We start from the raw sequence: 18,919 nt of genomic DNA, 5'->3' as shown, positions 1-18,919 counted from the left end.
CTATGCCTCAACCCTGCTGGGCCGCCCTCAACAGCATGCCGAACAGGTCGCGCGGTTCGTCGGGGTCGGCCAGCATGTCGAGTTCCTGGTAGAGGCCGGTCGAGCGCAGTTGATCCCTGACATAGCGCAGCGCCGAAAAATCCTCGATGGCGAAGCCGACCGAATCGAACAGCGTGATCTGGCCGGAATCGCGCCGGCCTTGCACGGCGCCTGACATCACCTGCCACAGCTCGATCACCTCATGATCCGGCGCAAGCTGCTGGATCTCGCCCTCGATGCGGGTCTGCGGCGGGTATTCGACGAAGATGTCTGAGCGCAGCAGGATATCGCGATGCAATTCGGTCTTGCCGGGGCAGTCGCCGCCGACCGCGTTGATGTGCACGCCGGAGCCGACCATGTTGTCGGTGAGGATGGTGGCGTACTGCTTGTCGGCGGTGACGGTGGTGATGATGTCAGCCCCCTCGACCGCCTCCTGCGCGGTGCCGCAGGCGACCATGTCGAAGCCTAGACCGGCGAGATTGCGGATGCATTTTTCGGTGGCCGAGCGGTCGATATCGTAAAGCCTCAGCCTGTCGACGCCGAGCAGCGCCTTGAAGGCCACCGCCTGGAATTCGGCCTGGGCGCCGTTGCCGATCAGCGCCATGCAGCTGGAGCCGGCCGGCGCCAGATACTTGGCGGCCAGAGCCGACATCGCCGCCGTGCGCAGCGCCGTCAGGATGGTCATTTCGGACAGCAATACCGGGTAGCCATTGTGGACGTCGGCGAGCATGCCGAAGGCGGTCACGGTCTGGCGTCCCTCGCGCATGTTCTTGGGATGGCCGTTGACATATTTGAAGCCGTAGACCTCGCCGTCGCTGGTCGGCATCAGTTCGATGACACCCTCGGCGCTGTGCGAGGCGACGCGCGGCGTCTTGTCGAACAGCTCCCAGCGACGGAAATCATTCTCGATGTAGCCGGCGAGTTCGACGAGGAAGCGTTCGACGCCGATCTTCAGCACCAGCTTCATCATATGATCGACGCTGACGAAGGGCACGATGTTGAGATTGGGGATCATTTTTCTTTTCCTTGCCGCATGCAGGCGCTCAGTCCTGGCGATGCGCGTTGTGCGCCTTCATCATCGTTGCCAGCGCCGGATCGTTTTGCTCCAGCACCCTGATGGCTCCGCCTGTGTCGTAGAGGCGCTCATCCTGGCCCATCTTGAACTTGGCTTCGAGCCGCCCGATCGGCAGGTCAAACCCTATGATACCAGGTATGCGCCGCTCCATGCCGCCTGGTCCGAGCTCACGCATGCGCCAGCGATCGTCGCGATCCTTCTCCAGCACATCGACAAGCTGCAGGAGATGCCGGGCGGTGCCGTGATCGTCGAGCGGCACCGGATGCCCATGACAATGCACGACGGCAAAGTTCCAGGTCGGCGCGCTGTCGCGCACCGGATTGCGCGGATACCAGGACGGCGACATTGTCCAGCGCAAAGCCCGGTGCGGCATCGGCAAAGGCCTGCGGCGACAATGTCTCGATGCGCGCGCCCTCGCCGCGGATGCGTTCGGCTGCCGACGTCCAGCTCGCCTTGTTGTCGTTGCCGCAGACCCACATCATGCCGATTTCGGTGACAAAGGATCCTTCGCCAGCGATTTCGGGCAGCGACACCAGGATCTCTCGGCCACGGATGGATAGCTGCGACAGTTCCGGCATCAGGTAGAAGGCGTGCAGCAGCGCCGACGATCTGCCCGACGGGCCGCCGGCGGGATGGGTCTGCTCGACCAGCGTGACCTTCACACCGGCTTTGGCCAGATCATAGGCCGCGCTCGATCCGACAATACCGGCACCGACGACGATGACGTCGCTTCCATTTCGCATGGCTGTTCCCCACAGTCTCTTGGCTGCTTTTCGACAAGGTAGGGCCAGCGATCGCGCAATGTCAACATCTCTTCATTGTTGACCGAGATTTAAATCTCTGTAATAAACTCGACAAAACAAGAGAACACGGATTCCGGGGAGGCCCATGGCGATACGCGATGTTCTGATGCGCGGGGATCTTGCGCTGACGCCGTCGGAGGAGAAGATCGTCCGACTGCTGTTGACGGACTATCCGACCTCCGGCCTCGGTACCGCCTCATCGCTCGCCCGGCGCGCTGGCGTCAGCGATCCAACCGTGGTGCGGCTGGTGATGAAGCTCGGCTATGAAGGGTTTCCGGATTTCCAGGCGAGGCTTCTGGCCGAAGTCGAGGCAAGACTGCACTCGCCGCTGCTGATGATGGAGGCCAAGCGGCAGAGCGGTTCCAACGACAGCGCCGTGCTGGCCTATCTCGATAGCGTCACCACGGCCTTGCAGAAAGCCACCGCCGCGACACCCGTCCAGACTTACGAGCGGGCGGCCCGCTTGCTGATGGAGGCCAAGGGCGAGATCGTGATGGTTGGCGGCCGGTTCAGCCGCCACATCGCCGGCATGCTGGCCGGCTATCTCGTGCAGTTCCGCTCCGGGGTTCGCGATCTTGGCGTGCTCTCTCCGCAGATCTTCGACACGCTGGCCGACCTCGGCCGGCGCGACGTGCTCGTCGTCTTCGACTACCGCCGCTACCAACTCGATGTGATGGCCTATGCAAAACAGGCGGCGGCGCTCGATGTGCGCATCGTCCTGTTCACCGACCAATGGCTGTCGCCGATATCAGATCTCGCCGAAGTCACCATCGTCAGCCCGCTCGAAGTCGCCTCACCTTACGACACGCTGGCGCCTGCGATCGCACAGATGGAAGCGTTGGTCGCCCATATCGTTTCGACGCTGGGCGACGAGGCCCGCGCCCGCATCGAGCGACTCGAAAAGGTGCGGCATGCCAATGCCGTGACGCTCGACAGCGAACCGCAAGAGAACGGCGCGCGCAAGACACCCGGCCCCCGCAAGACACCGGGACCCAAATCAGCAAAGCAGGACGACAAAGCATGACCCAGGCCCTACCCAAACGAGACGAAGCCTTCCGTGCCGGCGAAACGGCACTGCTGCTCGTCGACATGCAGCGCATCTGGCTGGAGCCGGGCGCCGATCCGTCGCATCCGGAACGTGGCCCCGATCATTATTTTTACCGGCAGACATCCTCGCAGACGATCCCCAACCAGGAGCGCCTGCTGGCGGCGGCGCGGGCCAATGGCGTCGAGGTGCTGCACACCATCATTCAGAGCCTGACCGAAGACGGCCGTGAGCGCTCGCTCGACCACAAGCTGACACCGATCCATGTTGCGCCCAGTCTCCCCGAAGGACTGCCGGTGGCATCGCTGGCGCCGGTTGGCGACGAGATCATGCTGCCGAAGACGTCGTCGGGCATCTTCAATTCGACCAATGTCGACTATCTCCTCAAGAACCTCGGCATCCGCTATCTCGTCGTGGTCGGCGTGCTGACCGATCAATGCGTCGACATGGCGGTGCGCGACGGCGCCGACCGCGGCTATCTTGTCACCTGCGTATCGGATGCCTGCGCCACCATCACCCAGAAACGCCACGACATCGCGCTCAAGGCCTTCGGCGGCTACTGCTGGGTGGCTGACACCGACACGGTCGTCGACCGCTTCAACGCTTTGGGAAAACCGGCATGACGTCGACTGTCGAGCCTCTGGTTGCCGTCGTCACCACGGATCTCTCCGCCGTCACGCGGGGCCGTTTCGTTGCCGAAAGCAAGTTGCAGAAGACCGCCACGACCGGCGTCGGTTGGCTGCAGGCCAATCTGTCGCTGACACCGTTCAACTCGATCGTCGATCCCAACCCCTGGGGCTCGTCGGGCGACCTGCGGCTGATCCCCGATCTCGAAGCGCGCTTTCGCACGACACGCACCGGATCGGCAACGCCATTCGATATGGTCGCCGGCGACATCGTCGAGCTCGACGGCAGCCCATGGCTCGGCTGCACCCGCACGATGCTCAAAGACGCGCTGGCCGATTTGAAAGCCGCAACCGGCCTGTCGGTCATCGCCGCTTTCGAGCACGAATTCAACGTTGCCGACGGCGGCTTCGCACAGGCGCATTCAATGTCTTTCGCCGCACTGCGCCGCGCCGACCCTTTCGCGCCCAATCTGATGGCGGCGCTCGAGGAAGCCGGCGTCGCGCCCGAGGTGGTCATCGCCGAATTCGGCGACGAGCAGTTCGAGGTGACGCACGAGCCGGCGGACGCGCTGACGGCGGCCGACCGCGCCGTCGCCATCCGCGAAATCACGCGCGAGTTGGCGCGCAATGCCGGCTGGCGTGCGAGCTTCGCCCCCAAGACAGCGCCAACCGCCGTCGGCAACGGCGTCCACATCCATTTCAGCTTCGTCGACGAGGCCGGCAAGCCGATGACTTACGATCCGGCACTGGCGGGCGGCCTTTCCGCCAAAGCGGGCGCCTTCTGTGCCGGCGTGCTGCGCCATCTGCCTGGGATGACCGCCATGACGGCGTCGAGCGTGTCGTCCTTCTACCGGCTGAAGCCGCACAGCTGGAGTTCTTCCTACACCTGGCTTGCCGACCGCGACCGCGAGGCGTCGCTGCGCATCTGCCCGACGGTGACGATCGGCGGACGGGATCCGGCGCGGCAATACAACATCGAATACCGGGCCGCCGACGCCACCGGCAATCCCTATCTGTCGCTGGCGGCGATCATCCGCGCCGGGTTGGAGGGGCTGGAGGCGGGCCTGCCGTCGCCACCTTTGGTCACCGGCGACCCGACACTGATGAGCGAGGCGGAGCGGGCAAGTCTTGGTCTGGTGCGCCTGCCCGAAACCCTGCCCGCGGCACTGGACGCGCTGCTGGCCGACGGCACCGTGACGGGATGGTTCGCGCCCGTCTTCATCGAAACCTTCGTCGGCCTCAAGCGACATGAAGCCGAGCGTCTTGCCGGTCTCGATCCGGCCTCCATCTGCGATCTCTACCGGACGCTCTATTGATGACCGCAGTGACAAAAAAAGATTGGCCCGAGGCCGTCGAGGCCCTCAACGAGCACGGCCGTTCCGATATCGTGCTGTTGTGCGAGCATGCGTCCAACCACATGCCGGTCGAGTATCGACAGCTTGGCCTCGATGCCCACCATCTGCAGCGCCACATCGCCTGGGATATCGGCGCCGCCGAAGTGACCCGCCTGCTGTCGTCGAAGCTCGATGCTCCGGCCTTCCTCAGCGGCTATTCGCGGCTGCTGATCGACCTCAACCGGCCACTGGGCACGCCAGGCAGCATTCCGGTACTGTCGGAAGACACCGACATTCCCGGGAATGTCGGCATCGATGCGGCGGAGCGGACCCGGCGCGCCGAGATCATCTTTTCGCCGTTCCATGACCGGGTGACCGCTTATCTCGACCGCCGGGCACAAGCAGGCCGGCAGACGCGGATCGTGACGATCCATTCTTTCACGCCGGTCTTCCTCGGCGTCAGCAGGCCCTGGCATGCCGGCGTGCTGCATGACCAAGCAAGAGGTCTCGCCGAAGCGATCCTTTCGGGCCTGCGCACCGATGCGGCGCTCAATGTTGCGGCCAATGTACCCTATGTGATCAGCCGCGACGCCGACTACGCCGTGCCCATCCATGGCGACGATCGCGGCATCGCCGCCGTCCTCGTCGAGATCCGGCAGGATCTTTTGTCGACACGGTCCGGCATCGAGGAATGGGCGGACCGGCTGGCGGCGGCACTGCCGGCACTCGAGACAGAAACCGTGCCGTGAGCAATCCAAGCCTGCGCGAGCGCGACGCCGCGACCATCGCCCAGATCGGCAAGTTGCGTTTCTCGCCGCTCGGCGTCATCGGCAGCCGGGGCAACCGGCTGATCGGCGGCTGCTGGCAATCACGCCCCGCGGCCACGGCTGCGGCAGAAATTACCCAAGCAGCCCCGCCTGATCGTTGCGCGGCATTTATTCCGCGATACGCACGATCAGCTTGCCGAAATTCTTGCCATCGAGAAGGCCGAGAAAGGCCTGTGGTGCATTTTCGATGCCATCGACGATATCTTCCCTGTAGCGGACGCGGCCGGACGATATCCATTCGGCCATCTCACGATAGAAGGCCGGGCGCTGGTCGACAAATTCACGCTGGATAAACCCCCTGATCGTCAGGCTGCGGTGCAGCACTTGCTGCATCAATACCGGCAACCGGTCGACGCCGGCATCCGCGATGACGTTGTACTGCGCGATCAGCCCGCAGACCGGCACACGCGCAAATTCGTTCAGCAGCGGAAACACCGCGTCCCAGACAGGACCACCGACATTCTCGAAATAGATGTCGATGCCACCGGGGCAGGCTGCCTTCAACTGCTCGGCAAAATCATCGGCACGGTGATCGACGACCGCATCGAAGCCGAGTTCGTCTCGCACGAAGGCGCACTTGTCGGCACCGCCGGCAATGCCGACGGCACGCGCGCCCTTGATGCGCGCGATCTGGCCAACGGCCGACCCGACCGCGCCGCTGGCGGCCGCCACGACGACCGTCTCGCCAGGCTTCGGCTGCCCGATGGTGAGCAGACCGGCATAGGCCGTGAAGCCCGGCATGCCGAGCACGCCAAGCGCCGTAGTGATGGGTGCCGCAGCGGGATCCAGCTTGCGCAGCCCGACACCGTCGGACAAGGCAAAACTCTGCCAGCCGGAATGGGACAACACGATATCCCCTTCGGTAAATTCCGGGTGGCGAGAGATCACGACGCGCGCAACGGTACCGCCTTCCATCACGCCGTCGACATCGACGGGCCTGGCATAGGATTTCGTAGCGTTCATGCGCCCGCGCATATAGGGATCGAGCGACAGATAGAGGATCTGCAGCAGCAGTTCGCCCTCTCCCGGCTGGACGACATCAACCGTCTCGATGCGGAAATCATCCGGCTTTGGCCGGCCTTGTGGCCGCGCCGCGAGCACGATGCGGGTGTTGGACTGGATCGACATCGAAAATCTCCCTGCGAAGAAGGCTCTACTCGAAAAACCGGTTGGGCGGACGCTTCAGGCCGAGATTCTCGCGCAGTGTCGACCCTTCATATTGCCGCCTGAAGATCCCTCGCCGTTGCAATTCCGGCACCACCTTCTCGGCAAAATCATCGAGCCCGGCGGGCAGGTATGGAAACATGATGTTGAACCCGTCGGAACCCTCGCCGATCAGCCATTCCTCCATCTCGTCGGCGATTGTTTCAGGCGTGCCGACAAAAGCAAGGCCGGAATAGCCGCCCAGCCTTTGCGCAAGCTGCCTGACGGTCAGGTTCTCCTCGCGTGCCAGTTCGATGACGCGCTCGCGGCCACTCTTCGAGGCATTGGTCTCGGGGATTTCGGGCAAGGGCGCGTCGGGATCAAAACCGGACGCGTCATGTCCGATGGCGATCGACAGCGAGGCGATGCCGCTCTCGTAGTAGACGAGACTGTCGAGCTTCGCCCGCCTGGCCTGCGCGTCCTCGACGCTGTCGCCGACAACGACAAAGGCGCCGGGCAGGATCTTGATGTCGTCACGCGACCGGCCAAGCCTTTCCGCACGGCCTTTGACGTCGGCGAAGAAGCGCTGCCCCGCCGCGAGATCGGCATGGGCGGCGAAAATGACCTCCGCTGTCTCCGCCGCCAGTTGGCGTCCTGCCTCCGAGGCGCCGGCCTGCACGATGACCGGCCGGCCCTGGATTGGCCGCGCGATGTTGAGTGGGCCGCGCACCGAGAGATGCTCACCCTTGTGGTCGAGCACATGCAGCCTGGCCGGGTCGAAATAGAACCCGCTTTCGGCGTCGCGGATGAAGGCATCGTCGGCAAAGCTGTCCCACAGGCCGGTGACGACATCGTAGAATTCCCGGGCCCGCCGGTAGCGCTCGTCATGCTCGACATGCTCGTCGAGGCCGAAATTGAGCGCCGCATCCGGATTGGACGTGGTGACGATGTTCCAGCCGGCGCGTCCGCCGCTGATATGGTCGAGCGAGGCGAAGCGGCGGGCAACATGATAGGGCGCGTCGAACGTCGTCGATGCGGTGGCGACCAGCCCGATATGGTCGGTGACGGCGGCGAGCGCCGACAAAAGCGTGAACGGCTCGAACGAGGTGACCGTGTGGCTGCGCCGCAGCGCCTCGATCGGCATGTTGAGAACGGCCAGATGGTCGGCCATGAAGAAGGCGTCGAACTTCGCCGCCTCCAAGGTCTGGGCGAAGCGCTTCAGATGCGCGAAATTGAAATTGGCGTCGGCATAGGCGCCCGGATAGCGCCAGGCGCCGGTATGCAGGCTGACGGGGCGCATGAAGGCGCCGAGGTGCAATTGTTTTTGTGTCATGAAAGTCGTTTCGACCGATCGATACAGTCGAGCACTAGCGCTCGAATCCTAAACTCAGGATCGGACGGTCCGCGCAACTCGGGAAGATATCCTGTTCCTCCACGCCGGCCTTTTGCAGCATAGGTTTTGCGCTGTCCGGGACCAGGACAAAAAATGGCCGGGCTCGAATGCGGCCCGGCCAAAAGAAGGTTTGAACCTTCAGAGGGGAACACCGTCCAGCGGAATGGGAGGAAACCGCTAAACGATTTTACCTTTTTGCGCCTATCTCGAAGCCTTGGCGACGAATGGCATTCCAAAAAACATATGAAACGGCAAAAATTCGTGCAGAGCTGAGTTCACGAACCCGCCGCTCCGGCCTCGAGAAGATCGGCATAGTGGCGGCGTGCCACGTCGGGATGTGAACGCAGTCGGCTTTTGAGCACATTGGTGCCGACATCGCGAAACAACGGATTGTCCGGATCGCTTGCCGGCCCGCGCGCTTCGGCCGCCAATTCCTCGGGCAGGGTCAGAAGCGGTATGGTCGCGTCCAGCCGCGCACTGAAGAAGAAGGGAACGGAGATCCGCTCGACGCCGGCAGGCGGCGTCACGACGCGGTGAACGGTGGCACGCAAATACCCATTCGATGCCAGTTCGAGCAGTTCGCCAATGTTGACGACCAGCGTTCCAGGGAGCGGATCCACATTCACCCAGCTTCCGTCATATTCGACCTGCAGGCCCTTGTTGTCGTCCTGCAGCAGCAGGGTGAGGAAACCGCCATCCTTGTGCGCGCCGACGCCCTGGTCGCCTTCGGTCGCGTCACGGCCGGGATAACGGACGATCTTCATGCGATGGTTGGGCGAGTCCCGATAGATCGCGTCGAAGGCGTCCTCGGGCTGATCGAGCGATAGTGCGAAGGCTTTCAGCAGCCGAATGGCCACCGCGGTCGCCTTGGCCTGCCATGCAAGCAGTGCCGGCTTGAGCTCCGGCAGTGCAGACGGCCACTGGTTCGGCCCCTGCAGCCGTGTCCACGGTGCAACTCCAGGTCCCTGCGCTATGGGCTGGCGCTCGACGCCGATGTCGAGTTGCTCACGCCAGTCGGCCGCGCCCTTGGTCAGTTCGCCGCCGGCGCGGGTGTAGCCGCGGAACTGCTGGGACTTGACCATTTCGATGGCCAGCTTGTCGGCCTCCGGCAACGCGAAGAACCGTCGCGAGGCATCGAGCACGTCGTCGATCTCCGGGGCGGAAATTCCGTGGCCGCTGAGATAGAAGAAGCCAACGTCCCGGGCTGCCGTACGCAGGTCCAGGAGAAAGGTACGATACTCGGACGCACCTTGTTCGAGGCGGCTCAGGTCAAGCACCGGCACAATTCTGGGCATGGTCAGCTTCCTTCTTTTCTCTGCCCTGGCTTAGGAGAAGTAGAAGCGACCACCGGCAAGAGCTTCGAGCATGAATGCATCTCAAAGTGACACGCAAGGCGTGCCGATCAAAGCAACAGGAAGTCCAATCCGGGCCGGATGGAAGAACGTCAGCGCTGCATATTATGACCTGTCGGCAAATAATTTCCCGACAAGTGCTTTACCCGCCATGCCTCTCGTGGACCGCACTTTCCAGTGCGACAGCGTATAAGTCGCAGCGGAAGCGCAATCGCGCGTGATCGTCTGTAAATCCCGCCAGCCGACCGGCAAGACGGCTTCAAGCCAGCTCGAACCGCTCGATGGCGCGCATGATGCCGCGCAGCTCGGCGAGGCCCTTCAGCCGGCCGATCAGCGAATAGCCGGGGTTGATCCTGGTCTTGCCGATGTCGTCGGCAAGCAGATGGCCATGGTCTGGTCGCATCGGAATGCGCCAGTCGGCACGGCCTTCCCTGCGACGGCGCGCCTCTTCCTGCATCAGAGCGAGGATAACATGCGCCATGTCGGTGCCGCCTTCGAGATGCTCGGCTTCGTAGAACGAGCCGTCATCCTCGATGGTGATGTTGCGGAGGTGGACAAAGTGGATGCGGTCGGCGAATTCCTTGACCATGGCGACGATGTCATTGTCGGCGCGCGTGCCATAAGAGCCGGTGCAGAACGTCAGGCCGTTGGCGGGGCTGTCGACGGCGTTAAGGATGAAACGCGCATCCTCGGCTGTCGAAACGATGCGTGGCAAGCCATAGAGCGAGAAGGGCGGGTCGTCGGGATGGATGCACATGCGCACCCCCTCCTCTTCGGCCACCGGAATGATCTCGCGCAGGAACCAGGCAAGGTTTTGGCGCAGCTCCTTTGGTCCGATCGCATCGTAGTCCGCCAGGGCCTCGCGAAAACTGTCCCTGTCATAGCTGCGCTCGGTCGCCGGCAGGCCGGCGATCAGGTTGCGTTCGATCCTGTCGATCGCTTCGCTGCTCAATTCCTTCAGCCGCGCTTCCGCTTCGGCGATACGGGCAGCGGTATAGCCGGCTTCGGCATTGACGCGCTTCAGCACGAACAGGTCGTAGGCTGCGAAATCGATGGCGTCGAAACGCAGCGCATAGCCCGTCGTCGGCAGCCGATAGGTGAGATCCGTGCGGGTCCAGTCGACCACCGGCATGAAATTGTAGCAGACCGTCGCAATGCCGGCCTTGGCGAGCGCGCGGATTGAGTCGCGATAGTAGCCGGCGTAGCGCTCGCGTTCCGGCGCGCCGATCTTGAAGGAGTTGTGGACCGGAATGCTCTCGACCACCGACCATGTCAGGCCGGCAGCCTCGATGACACGCTTGCGCTCCAGAATGCTCTCGAGCGGCCAGGCGCGCCCGTCATAGATATCGTGCAAGGCGCTCACCACGCCGGTCGCACCGGCCTGCCTGACATGATCGAGCGTTACCGGGTCGTTTGGTCCATACCAGCGCCAGCACTGTTCCATTGCCGCTTCCTTCTGCGAGAGGATGGCAACCTATTGTTGGACCACAATGGGTGTCAAACTAGGAACCGGTTTCGGACAGCGAATGAAGGAGTTTTCCCAATGAAGGATTTCGACGGCAAGGTTGCCTTGGTGACGGGGACGACCGGGATTGGCCTCGCAACCGCCAGACGCCTCGCTGCAGGGGGCGCTGCGATCATCGCCTGCGGCATCGACCGCGCGGCCAACGCTGCGTTGAAAGCGGAACTGGAAAGCTCCGGAGCCGGGGCGCTGGTGATAGGCGCCGACGTCTCCGTGCCCGATCAGGTTCGCGACGCGGTCGCGGCCGGCGTGGAGCGGTTCGGCGGCCTCGATATCGTCGTCAATTCGGCGGCGGTGCATCCGTACGGAACCGCCGTCAGCACCGATTTCGAGACCTGGAACAAGGCGATGTCGGTCAATGTCGGGTCGATCTATCTGACCGCGCATTTCGGCATCCCGGAAATGGTCCGCAGGGGCGGCGGCGCCATCGTCAACGTCGCTTCGGTGCAGGGCTTTGCCTGCCAGCAAAACGTCGCCGCCTATGCCACCACCAAGGGCGCCATCCACACGCTGACGCGTGCCCTGGCCCTGGACCATGCGCGCTCCGGCATCCGCGTCAATTCCGTCAGCCCCGGCTCGATCCGCACTCCGATCCTGGAGAAGGCCGCCCGCGGCGAGGACGGCACGGACGCCGATGTCGAGGCCGCCTACAAGCGCTTCGGCGAAGCGCACCCCATCGGGCGCATCGGCGAGCCGGAGGAGGTGGCCGAACTTATCGCTTTCCTGTGTTCGTCGAAGGCCGGATTCTGCACTGGCGCGGACTACAAGATCGATGGCGGCCTGACCGCCGGCATCGGCGTGAAGTAGATCGCGAATGGGGCCTGGCCTTTAGCGGGAGCGGCCGGCATCCGACAATTGGTTTGCCGAATTCTTGCAGATCAATGCTCAAGCAAATCGAGCAGCGAAATTGAGCTTTAGCGAAATTTCGGAAACGCACCGCCATCAGGGGCGTTGGCCCAGCTCTGCAAGGTCTGGCCGCCGTCGATCAGCCAATCCACGCCTGTGACGTGCCTCGCCTCGTCCGAGGCCAGGAAAGCCACGGCGGCCGCGACATCGTCCGGCTGGCCGATGCGGCGCAATGGAATGCGGTCGGCGAAATGCTGGACGCTGCTCTTGAATTCGCCGTCACCGGAAGCCGGCACGCCAAGCGTCGTCTCGATCACGCCGGGGCAAATGGCATTGACGCGTATGCCGTAGGGCGCGGCATCGAGCGCCGCAACCCGCGTCAGGCCGACCACGCCGTGTTTGGAAGCGACATAGCCGGCACCGCCCGAAAGGACGTCCCAACCGGCCATGGATGAGCCCATGTTGACGATCGAGCCACCTGTCCCCGCCTTGATCATCGCCCGAAGCGATGCCTGCAGGACGAGGAAGATACCGCGCAGATTGATACGGATGGTCGTATCCCAGTCCTCGACCGGCAGGTCGTGAACGGGAGCGACGACGCCGGAAATGCCGGCATTGTTGAACACCACGTCGAGGCCGCCGAACGTCTCGACGGTCGCCTCGACGGCGCGCCGCACATCCGCTTCATCGGTGACGTCGGCTTCGATGGCAATGGCGTTTTCACCCAGTGAGCGAGCCAGTTGCTGCGCCGCCGCGCCATTGCGATCGACAATGGCGACGCGCGCGCCTTCGTCAAGGAAACGCCGCACCGCCGCGCCGCCGATCGCGCCGGCGCCGCCAGTGACAAGGATCTTCTTCTGGTCGAATCGTTTCATCCCCCGGTCTCCGGCTTTGGATAGGAACGCCATGAATATTGTGGTTCGAAGCCGATCGTTTCGCGCGCATGGACCGTGTCGAGCACGGCGCCAAAGCCGGCGATCGGCCGCGATAGAGCGACATCGGGATAGACCCGGCGCACGAGCGCTTCGGTTTCCTCTTCCATGAAGGTGTCGGCGGCGCTGAGCAGGACGCGCAGATGGCCGTCGCCTTGCCATTCAAGCGCCCGCAGGAAGCCCTGCCCGGCGTCGCGCGCGTCGAGATAGGCCCACAGGTCGCGGGCACTGTCGGCCGTGGCGCGGCGCGGCCCGACGCCCTCGAAAAATGAACCCGGCGTCTGGATCCACGGCATGCGGATACTGACCGCCGAAAAGGCGCCGCGGCGCACTGCCGCGTCGACGATTTCCTCGCCCAGCCATTTCGACAGGCCGTACGGATCCTGCGCGCCGACCGGGTGGTCCAGGTCGACCGGCAGATAGGGCGGCCGCACAGGTTTTTCGAAAAAGGGATAGCCGAAAACGCTGAAGGATGAGGCATAGATGAAGCGCCTAGCGCCGGCCATGGCGGCTGCCTCGACCACATTGTAGGCGGTCGCGATGTTGGTCTTGAACACCTCGCCGCCGGCCCGGCCGGTCGGCCGCGGAATGGCCGCGACATGCACAACGGCATCGCAATCGCGCACCAGCTGCAGTGTCGATCCCAGATCGGTCAAATCGGCGGTTGCGTGGCGCCATGCGACCTCACCCGGCACCACGGCATCGACACCAAGCACATCGTGGCCGGCCGCAACCAGAGCCTCGGCCACATGGCGGCCAAGCAGGCCGCTGGCTCCGGTGACGATGGTTTTCATATCTCGGCCTCGGCTCCGCAATTCAGCGGCTTGAATATCATTGATGGTCATACAAATCGAGCACATGCCTGACAAGCGTTGTCAAGGCCATTTCGCGATGGGCAAATAGCGCATACGCTTGTCGGAGCGCGGTGCGCAAGGCCGACCAGCACGCTTTGCGTCGAACGGGATTGACTTGGCATCCACTAGGGTTTTTTGTATGAGCATCAACGATCGGTCAAAGGAGCTCGCCATGTCCGTGGACAGTTTTTCCTCACATCGGCACGATGATGCGGTGCGCCTCGATCCACGCCGTGCAGCCGTTATCGTCATCGATATGGTCAATGAGTTCTGCAAGCCCGGCGGGGCCATGGTCCTGCCTGGGTACGAGACGCTGGTCGCGCCGCAACTGGCCGTGATCGAGGCCGCGCGCGCCGCCGGCGTGCCGGTGATCTGGGTCCATGACAGCCACCGGCCGGGCATGCGACGCGAGCGCGAATGGCTGAAGCGCACACCGCATTGCCTGGATGGAAGCTGGGGGCCGGAGATCATCGAGGATCTCGGCGCCCGCGATGATGAGATCCATGTCATCAAGCGGCGCTACTCGGCCTTCTTTCAAACCGACCTGGACCTGACGCTGAAAGACATGCAGGTCGATCAGTTGGTCATTTTCGGCGTGGTCACCAACATCTGCGTGCGCTCGACCGTCCATGATGCCTTTTTCCAGGGCTATGAGGTGGTGGTGCCAAGCGATTGCTGCGCGGCAACGGGACCACGCGAGCAGGAAAGCTCGCTCTACGACATAGCGACCCATTTCGGCGTGGTCAGCGATTCGGCTGATGTCGTCGCAGCCCTCCGCGACGGGACGTCGCTTCAACCAGCGGAGGTCGCGGCTTGAGCTTTTCCAAACCGGCGACATCCGAGACAGCGGCGATAGGAGTCCGGTGTGACGACTGAAAAGAAACCGCAATCCGAAAAAGGCGCGACCTCGAAAACGCCGAGCGGCGATGCACCCCCGAGCCGCGAGCAAGTGCTGCAGCAATACGCCGAGACCGGCTATGAACTGGACCGTCACCCGGCGCACGTCATCCGCCGGGCGCATCAGCGCGCGACACTGCGCTTCCAGCAGGTCATGGCCGGTGAAGACCTTTCGCCAACGCAATTCGCGGCGCTCGCCACGATCCTCAAACATGGCGAAGTCTCGCAGAACCATCTCGGCCGGCTGACGGCGATGGACCCGTCGACCATCAGCATCGTCATGCGCAAACTGCTCAAACACGGGCTGATCACGCGCAGCGCCTCCGAAACCGACCAACGCCTGACGATGATCGCGCTGACCAGCAAAGGAACCGACTATACGCTGGAGCGGCTCGAACGCAGCGTCGAGGTCGGGCGGCGGTTCCTGTCGCCGCTCTCCCCGGCTGAGCAGGCGACGCTGCTTCGCCTGCTCCAGCGCATCAATGACGACGACCCAACGAATGGCGACGGCGGCAAATAAGCCGCGTCCAGTCCTTTTTTCCATAACAGCAAAAGTGAGAACCGATGTCGTCCGACCTCCAGTCGTCTGCCAACACGCTCGTCGTCCGCAATATCGGTCTCATGCTGAGCGGCGATCTCGCACAACCGATCATCGACGCCGACACCATCGTCGTGACCGACGGGCGCATATCAGGCATTGGCAAGGCGGATAACGTCGACAGCGGCAATGCGACAACAATCATCGATGCGATGGGCTGCGCGGTCACACCAGGGCTTATCGACAACCACGCCCATCCAGTGGCCGGCGACTGGACGCCACGGCAGAACCAGATCGGCTGGATGGATTCGACCGTGCATGGCGGCGTCACCACGATCATTTCGGCTGGCGAGGTCCACACACCGGGCCGACCGCGCGATCTTGTCGGGCTGAAGGCGTTGGCGATCGCGGCGCAGCGCACCTTCTCCAACTTCCGTCCGAACGGCATGAAGATCCTGGCCGGGGCACCGATCCTGGAACCCGGCCTTACCGAGGAAGACTTCCGCAGTCTCGCCGAGGCCGGCGTGACACTTGTCGGCGAGGTCGGACTTGGCGGCGTCAAGGACGGTCCGACCGGCCGGCAGATGATCGCCTGGGCGCGCAAATACGGCATGACCTCGATGACCCACACGGGCGGTCCGTCACTGCCCGGTTCCGGCCGTATCGGCGCGGATGTCGTGCTGGAGGTCGACGCCGACATCGTCGCCCACGTCAATGGCGGGCCAACCGCCCTGCCCGACGCGGAAATACGGCAGATCTGCGAGAAGGGTTCGAGGGCGCTTGAGATCGTCCACAACGGCAATCTGCGCACCGGACTGTTCGTGCTCGACCTGGCAAGGCAGCGCGGCGAACTTTCGCGCGTCATCCTGGGCACGGACAGCCCGGCCGGATCCGGCGTGCAGCCGCTCGGTATCCTGCGGACCCTGACCATGCTGGCTTCGCTTGGTGGTATCGCGCCGGAAGTGGCGTTCTGTTTTGCCAGCGGCAACACGGTGCGCGTGCGCGGACTGGATGATCGCGGCATCATCGAGGTCGGTCGCGCCGCCGACCTGATCTTCATGGATCAGGCGATCGGCGGCGCCGGCGACGGGCTGCTCGACAGCGTGGCGCTCGGCAATCTTCCAGGCATTGGAATGGTCGTCATCGACGGCGTGGTGCGGACCGGCCGGAGCCGCAACACCCCGCCCGCGATGCGGGTGCCGGAAGTCCTGGCGGCCTGACGGTCAGCCGACGCCGTCAATCCCGACAATCTTGTCCTTGGTCAGCCCGCCGACGCGCGGGTGCGGCCTGCCGGAATCGGTGACGGCGATAGCGACGACGATCTCGTCGGCACGCGGTGCGTCGGGAATACGAACTTCCATACCGTCGAAATGGCTGCGCACCCGCGCCGCGTCCTTGTGGCCGAGCGGAATATCGAGCGGCACACCGAGGCCGCCGCGCTTCTTCGATGAGGGAATGAGCGCGGCGCCCTTGCCGAGCACGTCGCGGAACGGGGCGCCGAGCTTTGGATGAAGGATGGCGGCGGCATGTTCGAGCTCGCCATCGGCGCCGACGGCGGCCGCCTTGCCGAAGCTCTCGACCCGGTTGCCGGCAATGCCCAGAGCAGCGACGGCGCGCCTGGGCAAGATATCTCCCAACGCTTCGCCGATGGCGCTGAGTGCCGACAGATCCTCGACGTAGGTACCCGCATAGGGGTTGCGGATGACCGCAATGGCTGCGGCACGCCGCGTCGGCGGATCGACGGGCCGCCCGCCTTCGATCCGGGTTTCCTCGACGATGGTGATGATACGGCGGATTTCCGGGCTCATCGCAATCCGTCCTCGCCCTTGATGTCGGCGGCGGCAAGGCCGCCGACCCGTGCATGGACGCGTCCGCCGGTGGTCATCGCCAGGATGACCGCCATTTCGTCGCTGCGCGGCGCATCGGCAATGCCGATCTCGATCGCATCGAAATGGCTGCGCACATAGGAGGCGTTTATGTGCGTGATCGGGATGTCGATGCGCGTTCCGGGGCCGCCGACTTTCTTGGTCGAAGGCACGATCGCCTTGGCATTGCCGAGCAGTTCGCGCATCGCGTAGCCGCCCGGATTGTGCCAGAGCGCGCCATGTTCAAGCTCGCCGGCGGCGCCGACTATGGCACCCTTGCCATAACCTTCGATGGCCTGGCCGCCCTCACCAATGGCGTCGATCAGGCGCCGAGCCATATCGAGACCGAGCGGCTTCAGGTCTTCCATGAAGCCGGTGATCTCTTCGACATAGCGTCCGGCAAAAGGGTTGGCGATGACCGCGACGATCGCGCCTCGCTTGAGCGGGCGTGCCGCGTGGGGTCCGCCCTCATGGAATATCTCTTCGATCTGAACCAGAAATTTCCTGACCACCACAGCCGGCATTGTTCGCTTCCTTCATCCCGTCGTTCATAAAACTCGTTAGAGTATCAACAATTATGCCTATCGACATTTGTCAAGCACAGACGTCGAGCAAGCGGGTGAAGGGCCAAGAAAACTGCATCGGATGACGATTGACAGCCTGTTAAGCCGCTCCTAAACTCATATGACCATCAACGAACTCGCCGTTGTCCCGGCGATGTGTGGGGGATGGTCAAAGCGTGGCTTCAAAAGCTGAAAAAAGCTGAAGGGGAATGACATGAAAAGGGCGCTCAAGAGTTTATTCCTGGCCGGCACGATGCTTGCCATTTCGTTCGGACCGGCCGCCGCACAGGCCAAGGTTTCCGTGGCCGCCATCTCGGGATACTTTGCACAGGGTTTTGGCGTTTCGATCGTCAACGGCCTCAACAAGGCCAAGACCGATTTCGGCATCGATCTCAAGCTGGTCGACACCGGCAATCGCGCGCTCGACTACCAGCAGCAGTTCGAGAATCTTGCCAAGGGCAAACAGTACGACCTGATCTTCGTGATGGGCTGGGAGCTGGTGGACTCGCTGCAAAAGGTCAGCGCCGAATATCCTGACCAACGCTTCGTGTTCATCGATGGCGTCCTCGACAACCCCAAGATGATCTACGCCAATTTCGCCGAGGAGCAGGGATCCTTCGTCGCCGGCGCGCTTGCCGGCATGATCGAAGCCAAGGGCACCGCCTTCGACAAGATCGGCGACGGCAAGGCCATCGGCTTTGTCGGCGGCCGCGATATCCCGGTGATCCGCAACTTCCTGGGCGGCTACGAGCAAGGCGCCAAATATGCCGCGCCCGACGTCAAGGTGAACTCCGTCTTCGCCGGAACCTTCGACGACCCGGCCAAGGGAAGCGAACTTGCCCAGGCGCTTTACGGCCAAGGCTCCGACATTGTCTACAACGTCGCCGGCCCGACGGGTGAAGGCGTGATGCAGGCAAGTGCCGCGGTCGACAAATATTCGATCGGCGTCGACATCGACATGTGCGGCTCGGCCCCCGGAAATGTGCTCGCCAGCATGCTGAAGCGCGGCGACATCGCCGTCTATACGCTGATCAAGGACGAGGTCGAGGGCCGCAAGATCACCGCCGGCACCCGCACTTTCGACCTCGCCTCGGGCGGTGTCGAGGTCAAGGTCTGCGATGACATCGCCGCCAAGATCCCGGCAGAGATGACCGCCAAGCTCGACGAGATCAAAAAGGGCATCGTCGACGGCAAGATCGTGATCGCCAAGGCGAAATAAGCCAACACCAGCGCCTCCCTCCCAAGAAAGCGCTAGACTGATCCGC

General features: G+C 63.4%; 19 protein-coding genes and 1 pseudogene. 9 read left to right on the top strand and 11 right to left on the bottom strand.

Features of this window, described 5'->3' with window-relative positions; all coding sequences use genetic code 11:
- Nucleotides 1-7: 7 nt before the first annotated feature.
- From EN949_RS03560 to EN949_RS03550, 3 genes and pseudogenes are all read right to left on the bottom strand, one after another.
- Nucleotides 8-1,054, bottom strand: a complete 1,047-nt coding sequence (locus EN949_RS03560; RefSeq protein ID WP_127367634.1) for an ornithine cyclodeaminase — start codon at nucleotides 1,052-1,054, stop codon at nucleotides 8-10.
- Nucleotides 1,055-1,082: 28 nt separating this feature from the next.
- On the bottom strand, nucleotides 1,083-1,460 hold the full coding sequence (locus EN949_RS03555; protein WP_245459476.1) for an FMN-binding negative transcriptional regulator: 378 nt from the start codon (nucleotides 1,458-1,460) through the stop codon (nucleotides 1,083-1,085).
- Nucleotides 1,461-1,488: 28 nt separating this feature from the next.
- Nucleotides 1,489-1,857: pseudogene (locus EN949_RS03550) on the bottom strand (FAD-dependent oxidoreductase); the annotation flags it as partial.
- 145 nt (nucleotides 1,858-2,002) lie between these two features.
- Here EN949_RS03550 and EN949_RS03545 point away from each other — a divergent pair.
- Genes EN949_RS03545 through EN949_RS03530 form a run of 4 tightly spaced genes read left to right on the top strand, consistent with a single transcriptional unit; the run spans nucleotide 2,003 to nucleotide 5,671 of the window.
- Complete coding sequence (locus EN949_RS03545; protein WP_063170109.1) at nucleotides 2,003-2,941, top strand: MurR/RpiR family transcriptional regulator; 939 nt, start codon at nucleotides 2,003-2,005, stop codon at nucleotides 2,939-2,941.
- Complete coding sequence (locus tag EN949_RS03540) at nucleotides 2,938-3,585, top strand: isochorismatase family cysteine hydrolase (RefSeq protein ID WP_127367474.1); 648 nt, start codon at nucleotides 2,938-2,940, stop codon at nucleotides 3,583-3,585. The genes EN949_RS03545 and EN949_RS03540 overlap by 4 nt, the downstream gene beginning before the upstream one ends.
- Nucleotides 3,582-4,904, top strand: coding sequence for a glutamine synthetase (locus tag EN949_RS03535; RefSeq protein WP_013530317.1), 1,323 nt, complete (start codon nucleotides 3,582-3,584; stop codon nucleotides 4,902-4,904). Before EN949_RS03540 ends, EN949_RS03535 begins: the two co-directional genes overlap by 4 nt.
- On the top strand, nucleotides 4,904-5,671 hold the full coding sequence (locus tag EN949_RS03530) for an N-formylglutamate amidohydrolase (protein WP_024502302.1): 768 nt from the start codon (nucleotides 4,904-4,906) through the stop codon (nucleotides 5,669-5,671). The genes EN949_RS03535 and EN949_RS03530 overlap by 1 nt, the downstream gene beginning before the upstream one ends.
- A gap of 186 nt (nucleotides 5,672-5,857) precedes the next feature.
- Here the strand turns inward: EN949_RS03530 and EN949_RS03525 are convergent, their stop codons facing one another.
- From EN949_RS03525 to uxuA, 4 genes are all read right to left on the bottom strand, one after another.
- Nucleotides 5,858-6,877, bottom strand: a complete 1,020-nt coding sequence (locus EN949_RS03525; RefSeq protein ID WP_024502301.1) for an NADP-dependent oxidoreductase — start codon at nucleotides 6,875-6,877, stop codon at nucleotides 5,858-5,860.
- 25 nt (nucleotides 6,878-6,902) lie between these two features.
- Nucleotides 6,903-8,225: an LLM class flavin-dependent oxidoreductase gene (locus EN949_RS03520; protein WP_127367203.1), complete on the bottom strand. Its 1,323-nt coding sequence runs from the start codon at nucleotides 8,223-8,225 to the stop codon at nucleotides 6,903-6,905.
- 335 nt (nucleotides 8,226-8,560) lie between these two features.
- On the bottom strand, nucleotides 8,561-9,580 hold the full coding sequence (locus tag EN949_RS03515; protein ID WP_127370766.1) for an isopenicillin N synthase family oxygenase: 1,020 nt from the start codon (nucleotides 9,578-9,580) through the stop codon (nucleotides 8,561-8,563).
- A 316-nt stretch (nucleotides 9,581-9,896) separates the two neighbouring features.
- Nucleotides 9,897-11,081 (bottom strand): mannonate dehydratase, encoded by a 1,185-nt coding sequence (uxuA, locus tag EN949_RS03510; protein WP_127366561.1) that lies wholly within the window; start codon nucleotides 11,079-11,081, stop codon nucleotides 9,897-9,899.
- A 99-nt stretch (nucleotides 11,082-11,180) separates the two neighbouring features.
- Between uxuA and EN949_RS03505 the strand changes: the two genes are divergently transcribed.
- Complete coding sequence (locus EN949_RS03505; protein ID WP_127366562.1) at nucleotides 11,181-11,966, top strand: SDR family oxidoreductase; 786 nt, start codon at nucleotides 11,181-11,183, stop codon at nucleotides 11,964-11,966.
- Nucleotides 11,967-12,073: 107 nt separating this feature from the next.
- On the opposite strand, the gene EN949_RS03500 is transcribed toward EN949_RS03505, so the two are convergent.
- Both EN949_RS03500 and EN949_RS03495 read right to left on the bottom strand, forming a co-directional pair.
- A complete protein-coding gene (locus tag EN949_RS03500) occupies nucleotides 12,074-12,880 on the bottom strand; it encodes an SDR family NAD(P)-dependent oxidoreductase (protein WP_024502294.1) in 807 nt (268 codons plus the stop codon).
- Nucleotides 12,877-13,731 (bottom strand): NAD(P)-dependent oxidoreductase, encoded by an 855-nt coding sequence (locus EN949_RS03495; protein ID WP_024502293.1) that lies wholly within the window; start codon nucleotides 13,729-13,731, stop codon nucleotides 12,877-12,879. Before EN949_RS03495 ends, EN949_RS03500 begins: the two co-directional genes overlap by 4 nt.
- Before the next feature lie 232 nt (nucleotides 13,732-13,963).
- Between EN949_RS03495 and EN949_RS03490 the strand changes: the two genes are divergently transcribed.
- Genes EN949_RS03490 through EN949_RS03480 form a run of 3 tightly spaced genes read left to right on the top strand, consistent with a single transcriptional unit; the run spans nucleotide 13,964 to nucleotide 16,446 of the window.
- The gene (locus EN949_RS03490) at nucleotides 13,964-14,608 is read left to right on the top strand and encodes an isochorismatase family cysteine hydrolase (protein WP_063173769.1); all 645 of its coding nucleotides are present in this window, start codon (nucleotides 13,964-13,966) and stop codon (nucleotides 14,606-14,608) included.
- A gap of 48 nt (nucleotides 14,609-14,656) precedes the next feature.
- Nucleotides 14,657-15,208, top strand: a complete 552-nt coding sequence (locus EN949_RS03485) for a MarR family winged helix-turn-helix transcriptional regulator (RefSeq protein ID WP_024502291.1) — start codon at nucleotides 14,657-14,659, stop codon at nucleotides 15,206-15,208.
- Between the two features lie 44 nt (nucleotides 15,209-15,252).
- Nucleotides 15,253-16,446, top strand: coding sequence for an amidohydrolase family protein (locus EN949_RS03480; RefSeq protein ID WP_127366563.1), 1,194 nt, complete (start codon nucleotides 15,253-15,255; stop codon nucleotides 16,444-16,446).
- A gap of 3 nt (nucleotides 16,447-16,449) precedes the next feature.
- On the opposite strand, the gene EN949_RS03475 is transcribed toward EN949_RS03480, so the two are convergent.
- On the bottom strand, nucleotides 16,450-17,034 hold the full coding sequence (locus EN949_RS03475; RefSeq protein WP_127370768.1) for an amino acid synthesis family protein: 585 nt from the start codon (nucleotides 17,032-17,034) through the stop codon (nucleotides 16,450-16,452).
- On the bottom strand, nucleotides 17,031-17,615 hold the full coding sequence (locus EN949_RS03470; RefSeq protein WP_013530297.1) for an amino acid synthesis family protein: 585 nt from the start codon (nucleotides 17,613-17,615) through the stop codon (nucleotides 17,031-17,033). Before EN949_RS03470 ends, EN949_RS03475 begins: the two co-directional genes overlap by 4 nt.
- Before the next feature lie 253 nt (nucleotides 17,616-17,868).
- Between EN949_RS03470 and EN949_RS03465 the strand changes: the two genes are divergently transcribed.
- Nucleotides 17,869-18,873, top strand: coding sequence for a BMP family ABC transporter substrate-binding protein (locus EN949_RS03465; protein WP_013530296.1), 1,005 nt, complete (start codon nucleotides 17,869-17,871; stop codon nucleotides 18,871-18,873).
- Nucleotides 18,874-18,919 lie beyond the last annotated feature (46 nt).

The organism is Mesorhizobium sp. M7A.F.Ca.US.007.01.2.1, from assembly GCF_003998165.1.
Classification (GTDB): domain Bacteria; phylum Pseudomonadota; class Alphaproteobacteria; order Rhizobiales; family Rhizobiaceae; genus Mesorhizobium; species Mesorhizobium ciceri.
This window is presented reverse-complemented; position numbering and strand designations above follow the sequence as displayed.

Coding starts and splice junctions, on each gene's coding strand:
- EN949_RS03475 (WP_127370768.1), bottom strand. CDS start 17,034: ATGAGCCCGGAAATCCGCCGTATCATCACCATCGTCGAGGAAACCCGG.
- EN949_RS03545 (WP_063170109.1), top strand. CDS start 2,003: ATGGCGATACGCGATGTTCTGATGCGCGGGGATCTTGCGCTGACGCCG.
- EN949_RS03535 (WP_013530317.1), top strand. CDS start 3,582: ATGACGTCGACTGTCGAGCCTCTGGTTGCCGTCGTCACCACGGATCTC.
- EN949_RS03480 (WP_127366563.1), top strand. CDS start 15,253: ATGTCGTCCGACCTCCAGTCGTCTGCCAACACGCTCGTCGTCCGCAAT.
- EN949_RS03525 (WP_024502301.1), bottom strand. CDS start 6,877: ATGTCGATCCAGTCCAACACCCGCATCGTGCTCGCGGCGCGGCCACAA.
- EN949_RS03500 (WP_024502294.1), bottom strand. CDS start 12,880: ATGAAACGATTCGACCAGAAGAAGATCCTTGTCACTGGCGGCGCCGGC.
- EN949_RS03505 (WP_127366562.1), top strand. CDS start 11,181: ATGAAGGATTTCGACGGCAAGGTTGCCTTGGTGACGGGGACGACCGGG.
- EN949_RS03490 (WP_063173769.1), top strand. CDS start 13,964: ATGTCCGTGGACAGTTTTTCCTCACATCGGCACGATGATGCGGTGCGC.
- EN949_RS03515 (WP_127370766.1), bottom strand. CDS start 9,580: ATGCCCAGAATTGTGCCGGTGCTTGACCTGAGCCGCCTCGAACAAGGT.
- EN949_RS03465 (WP_013530296.1), top strand. CDS start 17,869: ATGAAAAGGGCGCTCAAGAGTTTATTCCTGGCCGGCACGATGCTTGCC.
- EN949_RS03540 (WP_127367474.1), top strand. CDS start 2,938: ATGACCCAGGCCCTACCCAAACGAGACGAAGCCTTCCGTGCCGGCGAA.
- EN949_RS03495 (WP_024502293.1), bottom strand. CDS start 13,731: ATGAAAACCATCGTCACCGGAGCCAGCGGCCTGCTTGGCCGCCATGTG.
- uxuA (WP_127366561.1), bottom strand. CDS start 11,081: ATGGAACAGTGCTGGCGCTGGTATGGACCAAACGACCCGGTAACGCTC.
- EN949_RS03530 (WP_024502302.1), top strand. CDS start 4,904: ATGACCGCAGTGACAAAAAAAGATTGGCCCGAGGCCGTCGAGGCCCTC.
- EN949_RS03560 (WP_127367634.1), bottom strand. CDS start 1,054: ATGATCCCCAATCTCAACATCGTGCCCTTCGTCAGCGTCGATCATATG.
- EN949_RS03470 (WP_013530297.1), bottom strand. CDS start 17,615: ATGCCGGCTGTGGTGGTCAGGAAATTTCTGGTTCAGATCGAAGAGATA.
- EN949_RS03520 (WP_127367203.1), bottom strand. CDS start 8,225: ATGACACAAAAACAATTGCACCTCGGCGCCTTCATGCGCCCCGTCAGC.
- EN949_RS03555 (WP_245459476.1), bottom strand. CDS start 1,460: ATGTCGCCGTCCTGGTATCCGCGCAATCCGGTGCGCGACAGCGCGCCG.